We start from the raw sequence: 16344 nt of genomic DNA, 5'->3' as shown, positions 1-16344 counted from the left end.
TGCCCACGTCGCCGCCGGAGACGACCTCGCTCGCGAGCTGGCCGACGACCTGGCCGAGCTGCATGGCGAAGAGGGTGCCGCCGATGCTGCGCATCATCTTGCTCGCACCGGCCATCATGCCCTTGAGTTCTTCGGGGGCCTGGTCGGTGAGCACCTTGGTCAGGGAGTCGGAGATGCTGTTCGCCACCGGCTCCGCCAACTGGGTCCAGACCGGCATTGATTCGGTGACCCACTCCTTGCGGGTGAGGAGCCGAGGGACGACCGTGAGTTCGGCGATGTCGGTCACCTCGTCGAGCCAGAGCGCTGCAATATGGAACGCCTCGTCGAGGGCGGCGTGCTCGGCGGGGGTGACGGCGACCTGACCCTCGGCCGCCTTGTTCTGGCCCTGCGTGAGTGCTGCGTCCCAGCTGATGCCGCCGTCGCCGTTGCCGCGGAGGGCGCCCTGCAACTGCTGCATGAGAGCGTTGATGCTGGCCGGGTCTGCCGGCAGGCCGGCCGCCCCGGCGAGCTGGCTCGGATCGATGGAGGACTTGCCCGACAGGATGTCGCGCAACATGTCCCGGAATTCGTCTTCCGGGTTGGGACCCTCGTCGGGTCGGGAGTCGTCGGGCACTTCAGGCACCTCTCAGTCGCTTGCTTCTACGCTAGTCCGAGACGCCCGGCCCGAACTGGGAAATGACCTACGCTGAGAGGTCTGGTGTCCGCTTGCCGCGAACGCCCGGCACAACCTGGAAGGAGCCCGGTGGCCCTCTTCACCGACGACCCGACGCCACTCGACTCCGGCACCACCTGGGAGAAGCGCTCGCCTCGCTCCCGGCGGGCAGTCAAGGCCGGCTGGATCGTGCTCAGCATCGCCCTCGCCTGCGGCATCGTCCTCGGTGTCACCCCGGCCCCGTACGTCATCGAGAAGCCAGGCCCCGTCTACAACACGATCGGCTCCACGATCTCACAGGACGGCGCTGACCGGCCCCTGATCACCATCGACGGCGCGGAGACCTTCCCGACCGACGGAACGCTCGACATGCTCACGGTGTCCCTCGTCGGCAACCCGGACAACCGCCCGAGCTGGCTCAAGGTCGCCGGCGCCTGGCTGGACTCCAGCCAGGCCGTCATCCCGATCGAGGCGGCGTTCCCCTCGAACACCACGACGCAGCAGCGCGATGAGGAGAACACCGCGCAGATGGTCAACTCCCAGCAGGATGCGATCGCAGCGGCCCTGACCAACCTCGGCTACACCTACCCGACGATCGTCTCCGTGGTGTCGCTGCCCGATGGTTCGCCGGCAACGGGCGTCCTCAAGGCCGACGACCAGATCGCCACCGTCAACGGCGCCGCCATCACCGACATCGCCTCTCTCCGTGCCGCACTCACGGCCAACGGCGCCGGAGTCCCCGCCACCGTCGGCATCGTCCGCGGCGGCGTCGCGCAGGACCTCGCCGTCACCCCCGTCGATTCAGACGGTTCCGCGATCATCGGGATCAACGTCAAGACGGAGTACAAGTTCCCGTTCACGGTCACGATCCAGCTCGACCAGGTCGGCGGCCCGAGCGCCGGCATGATGTTCGCGCTCGGCATCATCGACAAGCTCACTCCCGGGCTCCTCCAGGGCGGCGAGAACGTCGCAGGCACCGGCACGATCGACCAGGCCGGCACGGTGGGCCCGATCGGCGGCATCCGCCAGAAACTCGCCGGTGCCCGCAGCGCCGGAGCGGACTGGTTCCTGGCCCCCGCGGACGATTGCGACGAGGTGACCGGCCACATCCCGGACGGTCTCACGGTCTTCTCGGTCACGACCCTCGACCAGGCGCTCACGGCGCTGAACGCAGTCAAGACCGGGGCCGATACGAGCGCACTCCCGCACTGTCCCGTGAAGTAACGGGCCTACTCCAGCCGCCTTGCAGCGAACTCGGAGCCGGCTTGGGGCCAGCTGGCAGGCCTGCTCCCAGAACGCCTGTCTAGAATGAGGCCTGACCGCCGATTTACAGACCAAGAGGCCCATTCGTGACGTCACAATCCACCGGAAACGCTCCTCGCAGGAGTCGTGCCCCCCTCGCCATTACGGCCGCCATCATCGCGGGGCTGGTGATTCTGTTCTTTGTGTTCGCCGGCCTCTACGCCGACGTGCTCTGGTTCAACCAGCTCGGTTTCCTGAGCGTGCTGACCACCCAGTGGGCGGCAGGTGCCTCCCTCTTCTTCGTCGGCTTCCTCGCCATGGCGATCCCGGTCTTCGTCAGCATCCAGATCGCCTACCGGATGCGTCCCGTCTACGCGAAGCTCAATTCGCAGCTCGACCGGTACCAGCAGGTCATCGAGCCGCTCCGCCGCCTCGCCATGTACGGCATCCCCGCGCTCCTCGGCCTGTTCGCCGGCGTCGCCGCCGCCACCCGCTGGCAGGTCGTGCTGATGTGGCTGAACCGCACCGACACCGGCACCACTGACCCGCAGTTCCACCTCGACGTGTCGTTCTACCTGTTCGACCTGCCCTTCTTCCAGGCGTTCCTGGGCTTCGCCTCCGCCGTCGTGCTCATCTCGGCGATCGTCGCGATCGCAACCACCTACCTGTACGGCTCGATCCGGGTCAGCGGCAGGGAGATCCTCGTCTCCAAGGCCGCTCGCGTCCAGATCGCCGTCACCGCGAGCCTCTACCTCGTCCTGCAGGCCCTCAGCATCTGGCTCGACCAGTACTCGACGCTCACCACCACGAACGACCTGATCACCGGTGCCGGCTACACCGACACCCACGCCACCATCCCCGGCCGGGCCATCCTCGCCGGGATCGCGGCCGTCGTCGCGATCCTCTTCCTCGTCACGGCCATCATCGGACGCTGGCGCCTCCCCGTCATCGGCACGGCGCTCCTCATCGTGACGAGCCTCCTGCTCGGCTCCCTCTACCCGTGGGTCGTGCAGCGCTTCCAGGTCGACCCGAGCGCCAAGTCCCTCGAAGCCGAATACATCCAACGGAACATCGACCTCACCCGGAACGCATACGACCTCTCCGGTGTCACCGAGGTCCCGTACAACGCGACCACGACCGCAGAGCCCGGGGCCCTCCGGGCGGATGCGACGACGACCGCCAACATCCGGATCCTCGACCCCGCCCTCGTGAGCGACGCCTTCTCGCAGCTCGAGCAGTTCAAGCAGTACTACCAGTTCCCGAAGAACCTCGACGTCGACCGGTACACGATCGACGGCAAGTCGCAGGACACCGTCGTCTCCGTGCGTGACCTCAAGCTGTCCGGGCTCAACGCCGGCAACACCTGGGTCAACTCGACCATCGTCTACACCCACGGTTATGGCGTCGTCGCGGCATACGGCAACCAGAGGTCGGCCGACGGCCAGCCCGTGTTCCTCGAGTCGGGCATCCCCACCACCGGATCGCTCGGCACCTACGAGCCCCGGATCTACTTCGGCGAGAACTCGCCGCCGTACTCGATCGTCGGCGCTGCCGCCGGCACCACGCCCGTCGAGCTGGACTATCCGTCCGGCACCGACGGCGCCCAGCAGACGTACACGACGTTCACCGGCAACGGCGGACCGAAGCTCGACAACGCGTTCAACAAGCTCATCTATGCGCTCAAGTTCCAGTCCGAGCAGATCTTCCTGGCCAACGACGTCAACGACCAGTCGCAGATCCTCTACGACCGCGACCCCGTCACCCGCGTTCAGAAGGTCGCCCCGTACCTGACACTCGACTCCTCCGCATACCCCTCCGTCGTCGACGGCCGGGTGAAGTGGATCGTCGACGGCTACACGACGAGCGCCGACTATCCATATTCGACGCCCGTCGGCCTCAGCGACGCCATCACGGACACCGAGACACCCGCCCAGCCGTTCGCGCTCGACAAGATTAACTACATGCGCAACTCGGTCAAGGCAACGGTCGACGCCTACGACGGCTCGGTCACCCTTTACGCCTGGGACACCACGGACCCGATCCTGAAGACCTGGCAGAAGATCTTCCCGACCACGGTCAAGCCGATGAGTGACATGAGCGGCCAGCTGATGAGTCACGTCCGGTACCCGGCCGACCTCTTCAAGGTGCAGCGCCACATTCTCAGCCAGTACCACGTGACCGACCCCGGCTCGTTCTACTCGCACGACGACGCGTGGACCACGCCGAACGACCCGGTGTCGCCGACGACGAACACGACCCTCCAGCCGCCGTACTACCTGACCATGCAGGTACCCGGCTCGAAGAAGCCGGCGTTCACGCTGTACTCGACCTTCATCCCCGACGCGACGGGCACCACGAGCCGGAACGTGCTCACCGGCTACCTCGCCGTCGACTCGGATGCCGGCGACACCAACGGGGTCAGGTCGGCGGAGTACGGAAAACTCCGCCTGCTCACCCTGCCCAAGGCCAATACCGTGCCTGGCCCCGGCCAGGTGCAGGCGAAGTTCAACGCCGACCCGACAGTATCGACCCAGCTCAACCTGTTGAAGCAGGGCCAGTCGAAGGTACTGAACGGCAACCTGCTGACGCTGCCGGTCGGTGGCGGGCTGTTGTACGTGCAGCCGGTCTACGTGCAGTCGACGGGTGAGACCAGCTACCCGCTGCTGCAGAAGGTTCTCGTGGCCTTCGGAGACCAGATCGCCTTCGAGGACACCCTGAACAAGGCGCTCGACGTGCTCTTCGGCGGCAGTTCGGGCGCTCAGGCAGGGGACACCTCGGTGCCGACGACCGGAACGACGACGCCGACGACCGGGGGCACGACGACACCCTCGACGACGACGGGCAACCCGGCAACGGATGCCCAGCTCCAGGCGCTCCTGGCCGTCGCCAAGCAGGCCATCGCGGACAAGCAGGCGGCACTCACCGCCGGCGACTTCGCGGCATACGGCGTAGCGGACAAGAAGCTCTCCGACACGGTCGCGAGCATGCTGTCCCTCCTCGGCAAGTAGCAGGCACCAGCACCAACGGCACGCACTGACGGTCGGCTCCCCTCCGGGAGCCGGCCGTCAGTGCGTGAAGCACAACGCACGCGTGCCGCGGCTGAACCCGGGCAGCATGCACGCCGCCGCGTGGTTCGACTGGGCCTCAAGGCTGTGATAAGCTACTTTTTGTAGCGCGGGGTGGAGCAGTTCGGTAGCTCGCTGGGCTCATAACCCAGAGGTCGTAGGTTCAAATCCTGCCCCCGCAACAGATGCCCCCGGAACCATATGGTTCCGGGGGCTTTTTTCTTGCCCGGGCCCGGTAGCCTCGGTGGATGACCAGCCGCACGATCCCGCCTCTGCCTCCTGCCGAGCCAGGAAGCGCCGGAATGTTCACAATCGACAGGGACGATCCCTCGCGACCCGACGTCCATCGGCTCCTCACTGAGCACCTGGCGGACATGTTTGCCTCCTCGCCGGCGGAAAGTGTCCACGCCCTCGACCTCGAAGCCCTGTCTGCCCCGGAGATCAGATTCTGGACCGCGCGGGAGGGCCGCACCCTTGTCGGCTGCGGAGCCATCAAGGAACTGACCACCGACCACGCCGAGCTCAAGTCCATGCGCACAACGCAGGAGGCGCGCGGCCGCGGCGTGGCCGCCAGACTCCTCTCGCACATCCTCGACGACGCACGCCACCGGGGCATCGGACGCGTCAGCCTGGAGACGGGAACCCAGGACTATTTCGCTCCGGCCCGCCGGCTCTACCGGCGCAGCGGCTTCAGCGAATGCCCGCCCTTCGCCGGGTACGCCCTCGACCCCAACAGCATCTTCCTGACCATTCTGCTTGCGGCGACTGCGCGGTGACGCGCGCGGTGCCGACCTCTGGCCGGGCAAGGCCGGAAGGTCGGTGTAGGTCGAAAATGGGTATTTGACCGGCAAATCTGTGACTTCAATCACCGTACCGGTCAATGCCGGATACGCCGAAGAGTTTCGCTAGACTCACTCACGATGCACCGTGCATACAGTGGCGGTCATTCCAAGTGGGGAACGGCAGGCACTGTATGGCAAACGACGGACAATTGCGGAAAAATGAACGCGGCGCCGGTGTGCCGGTCCGGCATGGACGGCTCGGCCGCCGCGGTCCTGTGCGCTCCATAGGACGGTTTCTTGCGTTCGCTGTCGTGGTGCTCACGGTCAGCACAGGCACGGTCGTCGCCGTAGCCGCCTGGGATGTTGCCAGCAGCGTGAAACCCGGAATCCACCTTGCCCACAACGCGGATACGCCAGGCACGACGGCTTCGGGTGCGGACGTGGCCGCGATCACCGGTGGGGTCAACCTTCTCCTGACCGGCACGGACACCCGCACGGGGCAGGGCGGGGCATACGCAACGAGTGCGGAACTGGAGGCAAGCTCCGGCGCCGGCAGCAACGACGTCACGATGCTGCTGCACATCGCCGAGAACCACCAGAGCGTGAGCGTGATCAGTTTCCCCAGAGACCTGATGATCCCTGTTCCGGAGTGCCCGAAAGCGGACGGGTCGACAGCGTCTGCGTCGAGTCGGGTGATGATGAACACGACCCTCGCGCGCGGCGGGCTCTCGTGTGTTGTCTCGACGATCGAAAAGCTCACCGGGCTCCGGATCCCCTTCGCCGCGCAGATCAGCTTCAATGGCGTCACGGCGATGTCCAACGCCGTCGGTGGCGTCACGGTCTGCATCGCGTCGCCGATCAACGATCTCAATACCAACCCGCCCCTGCACCTGGCTGCCGGCCAACGAACCATTGTGGGCGACGAGGCCCTCTCATTCCTGCGGAGCCGGCACGGTGTCGGCGACGGCAGCGACCTGGGCCGAATCAGCAACCAGCAAGTGTTCATGGCCGCCCTGGCCCGGAAGGTCGAGAGCGGCGGAGTGCTGGGAAACCCGGTCACACTGTTTTCCTTGGCGAAAGCAGCCACGAGCAATATGGTCCTGTCCGACACGCTCACAAATCCGACGACGCTGGTCCAGATCGCCCTCGCACTCAAGGACACGGGACTGGCGAACATGGTGTTCCTGCAGTACCCGACGGTTGCCGATCCTCGGGACGTCGACCGGGTTGTGCCGCAGTCGAGCGGGGCCGAGCTGGTCAACGCGGCACTCGTCGCCGATCAGCCCATCGTCCTCAGCGGCCTGCCGGGCAGGGCGGCCGTCCTCGACCCCTCCGCTACGCCCGCACCTGCCCCAGCGGCACCAGCGAGCCCATCACCCTCGGCATCAGTCCCTGCAACCACTGCGGGGCCCGCGCCAACGCCCACGCCGACAGGTGCGGTACTGCCCGCGAGCGTGACAGGGCAAACCGCTGCGGAGCAGACCTGCAGCAAAGGCAGCTAGATGATCGCTCACGGGACTGAAGCGGGGTTCAATGCCTTCAGGGCCCTTGCCGACGCCCACGCCGACCGGTGCTGTGCTGCCCGCGAGCGCGACAGGTCAAACCGCTGCCGAGCATATGCAGCAAGGACGACTAGTCGCCAGGTCGAAGTCGACAGTCACGCGGCGGCGACAGACTCACTCGGCGGGAGGTCGATTCGCGTCGGCAAATTCCGAGGCGAATGCCGGCACGAACGCAAGCATCATGGGGTTGATCAAGTAGTAAAGCACCCCGTCGCGCCAGGCGAATCCACTGCCCGCCCCTGGGACGTCGGTGGGCTTTGAGAAATACACCCAGCCTGCGATTCCGAAATCATCGCTAGGCACATGCCCCTCGGTAGCAAACTCAGTTTGGATTGAATCCCACTGGCCCTTGTTCGTGGCAAGCTGGCCAATAATCACGGCGCCGTCGATAACTTCAGCGCCGTGGACGCTGGCACCGCACGCGATGCCGTCCGTGACCATCCTGTCGACGAGTGGGCTGACGGCGTCAGGCTCCTTCGCCTCAACGTGAACAAGGCGTCCACCCGACCCGATGATGTCCGCCGCAACTCTCGGGGGCACAATCTCGTCACAACTTGTGAGCGCGCTACGGGTGTCGATGGTTGACTGATTATGTGCCGCGCATCCAGAAGCACCCGCTCCGAGCACCAAGACAAGTGCGGTAGCGAGACACGCCCGTGCAGCTGTCCCCATGACCGTGATCCTATCTCGTCTCATCAGTTCGCCTGGTCGGCGAGGTCGCGGCGGGGGATCGGGACGACGCTGTGAGAGTGTGCTGATCTGACATGGCTGTACCTGAGGCTGTGTTCGGGATGCGAGTGGATTTTGACGTCGCCCGATGGCCCGTAACGGCGCCGTCTAGCGTGCCTGATCGATGATGGCCGTCGCGATCGCCGTCGGGTCGGTCGAGCCCAAGGCGACATAGATGGCGTCTGCACTCAGACTGAACCACAGGTCGCAGAAGGTCCGGACGGAGGAACAGGCGGAGACGGTCATCTCGGTGCCCGTCTGGTTCGGGAGCGGAGCGGCGTGCAGAGTGCTGTCGGGCGCCAGGCCCGCAGCAATTCGATCAACGATGGCCGCGTTGTTGGTGAGGAGGTCGAAGTCCGCGAGTGCGGAACTGTCCGTCCCCGCGGTGCAGTGCACAATTCCTGCCTGGCGGAGCGCCGTGCTCTCGAGCGAAACAACCTGATTGGGCCTCGGAGCATCGCTGGCGTAGTCGCCGATGCTCGGCACGCCCAGGGCCTGGGCTAGAGCATGCGCCTTGAGGAAACTGGAACAGGGCTCGACTTCGGGGCTTGACGTGCGGGCGGGGGTTGCGGGCCAGTCAAACTGCGCCGTCGTGGCCTCTTGCACGGTAGTGAAGAGCGCGGTGGCTGCGGGGGCGAGTTTGGCGAAGACATCGTCTTCGGTTGTTCCGACGAGACTGTCCCCGACGCCGAACCCAGGGTCATGCACGGTGATGCTCACCCAGGCGCTGCCGACCGGCGCCGTTGCGTCGCAGCCGCCGTCGCCACAGGAATGAACGCCGTTGAACCCGGCAAACGCCGTCGTGGAGGGCCCGCCAGGCCCATCGCCGGTCGTGTACGACCTCCAGGCCGTTGCGGCACCGGGAAGGATCTCAACGTCCAACCAAGGCACTCCGGGCTGGCCAGGGAATTTCGAATAGGTTCCGTGTGAACCGTCCGCGAGCCACGCGCACCGAACTCCGCCCGCCAGAGTCGAAGCAAAATCGGCCGGAACGGGATTCGACAAGAGCGTGGAAAAGTCGGCGGGCGCTGATGGCGACGCGAGCGCAGTGCTCGCATCGGCCGATGACACCAGATCGGAACACGTCAGGGGCGAATGGCCCAGTGAGACGGGCGTTGGCGAAACGACGGGTGTCGGGCCCGCGAAATCAGTCGGCGAGGGGCCGGGAAGCGCCGAGGAACACCCAGACAAGGCCAGAACAGCAACCGCGGCAGTCAGAGCCGCCCCCCAAGACAGTTTCATAACCCGACGCTATCAGGCACTTAACCCAGTTGAGCCCAATAAACCGCAGATGAATCCGGCTCACTCGACAACGAGCCGAACCCCGGGTATCGGCCATCGGCCGGTAGTCGGTCAGTGGATGGCGGCGAGCAGAATGCCGACGCCGACGAAAAGAACACCGAAGATGCGGTTCAGCACCCGCTGACCCCGCGCATCCCTCGTGAAGCGCTGGAATGACCGGGCCGTTCCCGCGAAGAAGAGCCACATCACGAGCACGTCGATCACGATCACCGTGGCAGCAGCGATCAGGTACTGCGGCAGCACGGGACGATCGAGCCGGATGAACTGGGGGAGGAACGCGAGGAAGAAGACGATCGCCTTCGGATTCAACAGGTTGACCCAGAGGCCGCGACGGAACATCGACCAGCGTGGCTCGTCCCGGAGCGCCTGGGCGCTCTCGGCGTCCAGGCTCGGCCTGGCCAGGAACTGCCGGATGCCCAGATAAACGAGGTAGGCGGCGCCCGCGTACCGGATGATGTTGAAGGCGACGGGCGAATTGGCGACGAGCAGCCCCACCCCAAGGGCAACGATCGTGATGTGTACGACGAGCGCAGCCTGCTGGCCGAGGATGCCCCAGATGGAGCGGCGGAACCCGGAATTGAGGGCGTTGCTCATGGTGTTGATCGCCCCAGCACCGGGCGTGAAACTGATCAGAGCTCCCGCACCGACGAGGGCCAGCCAGAGGGAGAATTGCACCGCTCCAGCCTAGGGCCTGCCCGATCCCGTGGATTCCGGCGGGTTGTGTCAGAATCGACGCGTTCCCCGACGTCGTCGTCCGAGAGAGATGAGTGCCATGAGCGAAGTACCCGTTGTCCCGCACTGGATCGATGGCGCCGAGCGCGCCGGCGTGTCCGGCCGTACCTCTCCCGTCTTCGACCCGGCCCTCGGCACCGTCACGAAGAACGTCCCCCTCGCCGACGCCGGCGAGATCGAGGCCGCGGTCGCATCCGCCAAGGCCGCGTTCCCCGCCTGGCGCGACCTGTCGATCGCGAAGCGGCAGTCGATCATCTTCACCTTCCGCGAACTGCTCAACGCCCGCAAGGGTGAGCTGGCCGAGATCCTCACGAGCGAGCACGGCAAGGTGCTCTCCGACGCCCTCGGCGAGATCACCAGGGGACTCGAAGTCGTCGAGTTCGCCTGCGGTATCCCGCACCTGCTCAAGGGCGAGTATTCGGAGAACGTCGCCACCGGTGTCGACGTCTACTCCACCAGGCAGGCCCTCGGCGTCGTCGGAGTGATCAGCCCGTTCAACTTCCCGGCGATGGTGCCGATGTGGTTCTTCCCGATCGCCATCGCCGCAGGCAACACGGTGATCCTCAAGCCCAGTGAGAAGGACCCGAGCGCGGCGATCTGGCTCGCCAGGCTCCTGAAGGAGTCCGGTCTTCCCGACGGAGTCTTCACGGTCCTGCACGGCGACAAAGTGGCCGTCGACGGCCTGCTCACGCACCCCGACGTCAAGGCGATCTCCTTCGTCGGATCGACCCCGATCGCTCGCTACGTCTACGAGACCGGCACCCGGCACGGCAAGCGCGTGCAGGCCCTCGGTGGCGCGAAGAACCACATGCTCGTGCTCCCGGACGCCGACCTCGATCTCGTCGCCGACTCCGCGGTCAATGCCGGCTTCGGCAGTGCGGGGGAGCGGTGCATGGCCATCAGCGTCGTCGTCGCCGTCGAACCGGTCGCCGACGAGCTGGTCGGGAAGATCGTCTCCCGGATGACGGCCCTGACCGTCGGCGACGGCCGTCGCTCCTGCGACATGGGCCCGCTCATCACCGAGGTGCACCGGGACAAGGTCGCGAGCTACATCGAGATCGCAGCGGATGACGGCGCGACGATCGTCGTCGACGGTCGCGGCATCGAGGTCGACGGAGACCAGAACGGGTTCTGGCTCGGCCCGACCCTGATCGACCACCTCCCCGTCACCTCGAAGGCATACACCGAGGAGATCTTCGGCCCCGTACTCGGCATCGTCCGGGTCGACAGCTACGAGGAGGGCGTCGCCCTGATCAACGCGGGGGCTTTCGGCAACGGCACCGCGATCTTCACCAACGACGGCGGGGCCGCGCGCCGGTTCCAGAACGAGATCGAGGTCGGCATGATCGGCATCAACGTGCCGATCCCGGTCCCGGTTGCGTACTTCTCCTTCGGCGGCTGGAAGAACTCGCTCTTCGGCGACACCAAGGCCCACGGCGCAGAGGGCGTGCACTTCTTCACCCGCGGCAAGGCGATCACCAGCCGCTGGCTCGACCCGAGCCACGGCGGCATCAACCTGGGCTTCCCCCAGAACCGATAGCAGCCGGATCCGCTCCGGGGAATGCGCTGGCAGAGAACCGTACCGGGTACGGGAATGCCGGGCTGGGAGGATGGATGCGGAAACAATCCCGCATTTGTGCAAGGAGACAGCATGCCCCTGGTCCGCATCGACCTCAACCGAGGCCGCACCGCTACCGACGTCCGCCTGATTGCCGACGCCATCCACGAAGCGATCGTCGAAGCCTATGGAATTCCGCTCCGTGACCGCTTCCAGATCGTCACCCAGCACGAGCCCGGCTCTATCATCGCCCAGGACGCCGGCCTGGGCTTCGAACGCGGCGATGGCGTCGTGATGATCCAGATCTTCACTCAGCGAGGCCGCAGCGTTCAGGCGAAGCAGGAGCTGTACGCCGGCATCAACGCACGCCTGGCCGCGGTCGGGGTTGCCGGCACGGATGTCTTCATCGGCTACGTGGAGAGCGGACCGGAGGACTGGTCGTTCGGTTTCGGAGTGGCGCAGTACATCACGGGGGAGATCGCCGTTCCGGCGAGCGGAGCCGAGTAAGACCCGGCTCGGTTCGCCAGTGCCGGGCGGTTCCCGGCGTTCGGTATGAAGAAACAGGTTGGGGGCCCCCCCCCAACCTGTTTCAGTACGGATTCAGCGGGTGAACCTACTTGCCTGCCTTGCGGGCCGGCTTCTTGGCGTCCGTGTTGGACTCGGCGGCAGCTGCTGCTGCCGAACGACCTGCGCGAACCTCTTCGAACGAGGTGCCGTAGTACGCGGCCTCCATGATGGTCTTCATGTCGGCGAGCATCGGCATCCGCGGGTTGGCCGGTGCGCACTGGTCGCCGTAGGCACCCATGGCGAGCGAGTCGAGGCGACCGATGAAGTCTTCCTCCACGACGCCCTGGGCCTGGAACGACGGCTTGATGTGCACGGCGTCGCGCAGCTTCTCAACGGCGGTCGCGTACGACTCGATGCCCACTTCAGGAGTCGAGGCCGGCAGCCCCAGGTGCTTCGCGATCTGCTGGAAGCGCTCGGGAGCGATGTAGGTCTCGTACTTGGGCCAGCTGGTCAGCTTGGTCGGGATCTTGCCGTTGTAGCGGATCACGTGCGGCAGGTAGGTCGCGTTCACTCGTCCGTGGATGAGGTGCATCTGCGCGCCGGTGACGTGGGCCATCGCGTGACAAATTCCGAGGAACGCGTTACCGAACGCCATTCCGGCGATCGAGGATGCGTTGTGCATCTTCTCGCGTGCCTTGATGACCTTGTCGTCGGTGCTGTTCTGCGTGCCGTTGACCGAGGTCTCGATGTTCTCGAAGATCAGCTTGATCGCGTGCAGGCACATGCCGTCGGTGAAGTCGTTCGCGTAGACCGACACATAGGCCTCTGTCGCGTGCGTCAGAGCGTCGAAGCCGGAGTCGGCGACGAGGAAGGACGGCATTGCTGCGGTGAGCGCGGGGTCGATGATCGCGACGTTCGGAAGGAGTGCGTAGTCCGCGAGCGGGTACTTGACTCCGGTGACCTCATCGGTGATGACCGCGAAGGGCGTCATTTCCGAACCGGTGCCCGAGGTGGTCGGGATGCAGACGAGCTGGGCCAGTTCGCCGAGGTCGGGGAACTTGAACGCGCGCTTGCGCACGTCGAAGAACTTTTCCTTCATGTCGGCGAATTCGATTTCGGGGTGTTCGTAGAGGAGCCACATGACCTTCGCGGCGTCCATGGGCGAACCGCCACCGAGGGCGATGATCGTGTCGGGCTTGAAGGCCCGCATTTCCTCTGCGCCCTTCTTGACCGCGGCAACGGTGGGCTCGGGGAGCACGTTGTCGATGATCTGGAGGGAGACGCGGTTCTCGCGGCGGTTGAGCACGTCGAGGATCTTGTCGACGAAGCCGAGCTTCGTCATGGTCGAGTCGGTGACGATCGTGACGCGCTCGACGTGGCGCATGTCCGCCAGGTAGCGGATGGCGTTCGGCTCGAAGTACGTCTTGGCGGGGACCTTGAACCACTGCAAGTTGTTGTTCCTTCGACCGATCCGCTTGATGTTGATGAGGTTGATGGCCGACACGTTGTTCGAGACGGAGTTGTGTCCGTACGAGCCACAGCCGAGCGTCAGCGAGGGGATGAAGGCGTTGTAGATGTCACCGATGCCGCCGAGCGAGCTCGGGGCGTTGGTGATGATCCGGACGGCCTTGACGCGAATGCCGAATTCCTCGATGATCGCGGGGTTCTCGCTGTGGATCGAGCCAGAGTGGCCGAGTCCGTCGAATTCCACCATCTGCTCGGAGAGCGTGATGCCCTCTTCTGCATCCTTGGCGTGCAGGACGGCGAGCACCGGGGCGAGCTTTTCGCGCGTCATCGGTTCCTGCGGTCCGACGCTGCCGACCTCGACCATGATGATCGAGGTGTCTTCGGGAACGGTGAAGCCGGCCTGCTGGGCGATCCACACCGGCGACTTGCCGACGACGGAGGCGTTCAGCTTGGCGCCGCCACAGTTCTCCGAGTGGGCCTGGACGCCGAAGATGAACTCTTCGAGGAGGGTCTTCTCCGCAGGCGTCACGATGTACGCGTGCAGCTTCTTGAATTCGACGAGGGCCTCTGCGTAGAGCGGCTCTTCGATGATGACGGCCTGCTCGGATGCGCAGATCATGCCGTAGTCGAAGGACTTCGAGAGTACGACGTCGTTGACGGCGCGCTTGAGCTTGGCGCTCTTCTCGATGAATGCCGGGACGTTGCCCGCACCGACGCCGAGGGCCGGCTTGCCGCAGGAGTACGCGGCGCGGACCATGGCGTTGCCACCGGTCGCGAGGATGGTCGCAACACCGGGGTGGTTCATCAGGAGCGTGCTGGCCTCGAGGGAAGGAACTTCGATCCACTGCACGCAGTTCTTGGGGGCGCCGGCGGCGATCGCCGCGTCGCGCACAATGCGGGCGGCTGCTACGGAAGACTGCTGCGCTCCCGGGTGGAAGCCGAAGATGATCGGGTTGCGGGTCTTAATGGCGATAAGGGATTTGAAGATTGCAGTCGAGGTGGGGTTGGTCACCGGGGTGATACCTGCGATAACACCGACCGGCTCGGCGATTTCTGTGATTCCGGTAATTGCGTCGCGGCTAATAATGCCAACGGTCTTAAGATTCTGCATCGAGTTCGTGACGTGCTCGCACGCGAACAGGTTCTTCACGGCCTTGTCCTCGAATACACCACGACCGGTTTCGGCTACTGCGTGGACGGCGAGCTCGGCATGTTTGCTGAGGGCCGCGACGGAGGCCTTTTTGACGATGTGGTCGATCTGCTCTTGTGTGAAATCGGCGTATTCGGTGAGCGCCTGCTGTGCTCCCTGAACGAGTGAGTCGATTTGGCTAGCAAGTGACTCAGTGACTGGTTTGTCCGTAATGGTCATGGTGCCCCTCTTCGGCGGCCCAACTTGGGCTTTTCGCCTCTTTAGGCAAGCTTACGACCCCACGCCGAGAGACGCATCTTTATCGATGGGCAGGGTGTCGGCATTTCCACGTTTCAATTGAGCATTTTAGCTGATTGAAGGCCTGTTTTTCATCCGACGTGATCAGCTCTTCGATTTCTACGATTCGTAGAAATTCCGCAGATTCCACGGCCTGATTTAACGTCGGCCGAGCCCTCGAATCGTCGCGACCGCGAGACCGACGGCGCGGGCGGTTTCGGAGAGCTCGGCGCCGGTCGTCGACGCGCCGAGCGTGAAGCGGACTGCGGTCTGGGCGACCTCTGTGGGAAACCCCATGGCGGTGAGGGAGGGCGAGGGCTCGTCGCTGCCCGCCGCACACGCCGAGCCGCTCGAGCAGACGATGCCCTCACCCTCCAGCTCGAGCAGGACGGCCTCGCCGCTCGTGCCTGGGAACACGAACGACGCCGTACCCGGCAAGCGCTGCAGCGGATGCCCGGTGAGACGTGCGCCGGGGGCTGCGGCGAGGACTTCGGCAATGAACGCGTCGCGGAGGGCCGCGACGCGGGGAGCGTTCGCTGTGCGTTCGGTCTCGGCAAGCCGCATCGCCGTCGCGAGGCCGACGGCCCCTGCGACGTTCTCGGTGCCGCTCCGGGTGCCGCGCTCCTGGCCGCCGCCATGCTGGACGGGTTCGAGTCTCACGCGGCGGCGCACGAAGAGCGCCCCCGTTCCCTGGGGCGCGCCGAGCTTGTGCCCGGAGATGCTGAGCGCGTCCACCCCGAGCCGGGCGACGGAGAGCGGCAACCAGCCGGCTGCCTGGACGGCGTCGGTGTGGAACGGCACGCCCTGGACGCCGGCGAGAGCGGACAGCTCGGTGATCGGCTGTACCGTGCCGACCTCGTTGTTGGCGTACTGCACGGAGACCAGGGTCGTTGTGGGCGTGAGGGCGCGGGCGAGCTCTTCGGGATCGACGCACCCCTGGGCATCCACAGGGAGCACCGTGACCTCGAAGCCGTGCAACCGGCGCAGGTAGTCGCAGGACTCGAGGACCGCTTCGTGTTCGATCGCGGACACGATCAGGTGCCGGCCTCGGGGCGAGGCGAGGGCGATGCCCTTGATCGCGAGGTTGTCCGACTCGGTGCCGCCGCTCGTGAACAGCACTTCGGCGGGGCGGCAGCCGAGGACGGCGGCGACGGTCGCGCGCGCCTCGGCGAGGGCTGCCGCGGCGGCCTCGCCGACCCGGTGGTGGCTCGAGGGATTGCCGTAGCCGGTCGTGAGCACCGGCCAGATCGCCTCGAGGACTTCGCGGCGCACGGGCGTCGTCGCTGCGTTGTCGAGGTAGATCACTCCGGGCTCCTTCGG

Annotated in this window: 12 protein-coding genes and 1 tRNA gene; 7 read left to right on the top strand and 6 right to left on the bottom strand. The window is 65.6% G+C overall.

The features are described 5' to 3' along the window. Positions 1-613, bottom strand: a 613-nt coding sequence (locus tag QN350_RS11280) for a zinc-dependent metalloprotease (protein WP_323516397.1), incomplete at its 3' end; no start/stop codon positions are given. A 129-nt stretch (positions 614-742) separates the two neighbouring features. On the opposite strand from QN350_RS11280, the gene QN350_RS11275 reads away from it, so the two are divergent. The 5 genes from QN350_RS11275 to QN350_RS11255 all read left to right on the top strand — a co-directional run bounded on the left by QN350_RS11275 (position 743) and on the right by QN350_RS11255 (position 7243). Further along, positions 743-1876: a PDZ domain-containing protein gene (locus QN350_RS11275; protein ID WP_322137585.1), complete on the top strand. Its 1134-nt coding sequence runs from the start codon at positions 743-745 to the stop codon at positions 1874-1876. Positions 1877-2001: 125 nt separating this feature from the next. Continuing rightward, entirely contained in the window at positions 2002-4902 is a 2901-nt protein-coding gene (locus QN350_RS11270) for a UPF0182 family protein (RefSeq protein WP_322137584.1), read from the top strand. A gap of 165 nt (positions 4903-5067) precedes the next feature. Beyond that, positions 5068-5141: transfer RNA gene (locus QN350_RS11265), tRNA-Met, on the top strand. 120 nt (positions 5142-5261) lie between these two features. Further along, positions 5262-5735: a GNAT family N-acetyltransferase gene (locus QN350_RS11260; protein WP_322140330.1), complete on the top strand. Its 474-nt coding sequence runs from the start codon at positions 5262-5264 to the stop codon at positions 5733-5735. A gap of 317 nt (positions 5736-6052) precedes the next feature. Beyond that, positions 6053-7243, top strand: coding sequence for an LCP family protein (locus QN350_RS11255; protein ID WP_323502845.1), 1191 nt, complete (start codon positions 6053-6055; stop codon positions 7241-7243). A 174-nt stretch (positions 7244-7417) separates the two neighbouring features. Here the strand turns inward: QN350_RS11255 and QN350_RS11250 are convergent, their stop codons facing one another. The 3 genes from QN350_RS11250 to QN350_RS11240 all read right to left on the bottom strand — a co-directional run bounded on the left by QN350_RS11250 (position 7418) and on the right by QN350_RS11240 (position 10009). Further along, the gene (locus tag QN350_RS11250; RefSeq protein WP_322137580.1) at positions 7418-7744 is read right to left on the bottom strand and encodes a hypothetical protein; all 327 of its coding nucleotides are present in this window, start codon (positions 7742-7744) and stop codon (positions 7418-7420) included. A 396-nt stretch (positions 7745-8140) separates the two neighbouring features. Beyond that, positions 8141-8914 (bottom strand): hypothetical protein, encoded by a 774-nt coding sequence (locus QN350_RS11245; RefSeq protein WP_322137579.1) that lies wholly within the window; start codon positions 8912-8914, stop codon positions 8141-8143. Positions 8915-9385: 471 nt separating this feature from the next. Then, positions 9386-10009: a LysE family transporter gene (locus QN350_RS11240; protein WP_281535446.1), complete on the bottom strand. Its 624-nt coding sequence runs from the start codon at positions 10007-10009 to the stop codon at positions 9386-9388. Positions 10010-10106: 97 nt separating this feature from the next. Between QN350_RS11240 and QN350_RS11235 the strand changes: the two genes are divergently transcribed. After that, complete coding sequence (locus QN350_RS11235) at positions 10107-11606, top strand: CoA-acylating methylmalonate-semialdehyde dehydrogenase (protein WP_416172993.1); 1500 nt, start codon at positions 10107-10109, stop codon at positions 11604-11606. Between the two features lie 111 nt (positions 11607-11717). Next, a complete protein-coding gene (locus QN350_RS11230) occupies positions 11718-12131 on the top strand; it encodes a tautomerase family protein (RefSeq protein WP_322137577.1) in 414 nt (137 codons plus the stop codon). 106 nt (positions 12132-12237) lie between these two features. Here QN350_RS11230 and adhE read toward each other — a convergent pair whose 3' ends face one another. Both adhE and QN350_RS11220 read right to left on the bottom strand, forming a co-directional pair. Continuing rightward, complete coding sequence (adhE, locus tag QN350_RS11225) at positions 12238-14967, bottom strand: bifunctional acetaldehyde-CoA/alcohol dehydrogenase (protein WP_323516395.1); 2730 nt, start codon at positions 14965-14967, stop codon at positions 12238-12240. Positions 14968-15183: 216 nt separating this feature from the next. After that, positions 15184-16329 (bottom strand): cysteine desulfurase family protein, encoded by a 1146-nt coding sequence (locus QN350_RS11220; RefSeq protein ID WP_322137575.1) that lies wholly within the window; start codon positions 16327-16329, stop codon positions 15184-15186. Between the last annotated feature and the right edge of the window lie 15 nt (positions 16330-16344).

The organism is Cryobacterium sp. 10I5, assembly GCF_035019865.1.
GTDB lineage: Bacteria > Actinomycetota > Actinomycetes > Actinomycetales > Microbacteriaceae > Cryobacterium > Cryobacterium breve_A.
Note: the sequence above shows the minus strand (reverse complement) of the source record. Positions and strands in the feature narration are given on the sequence as shown.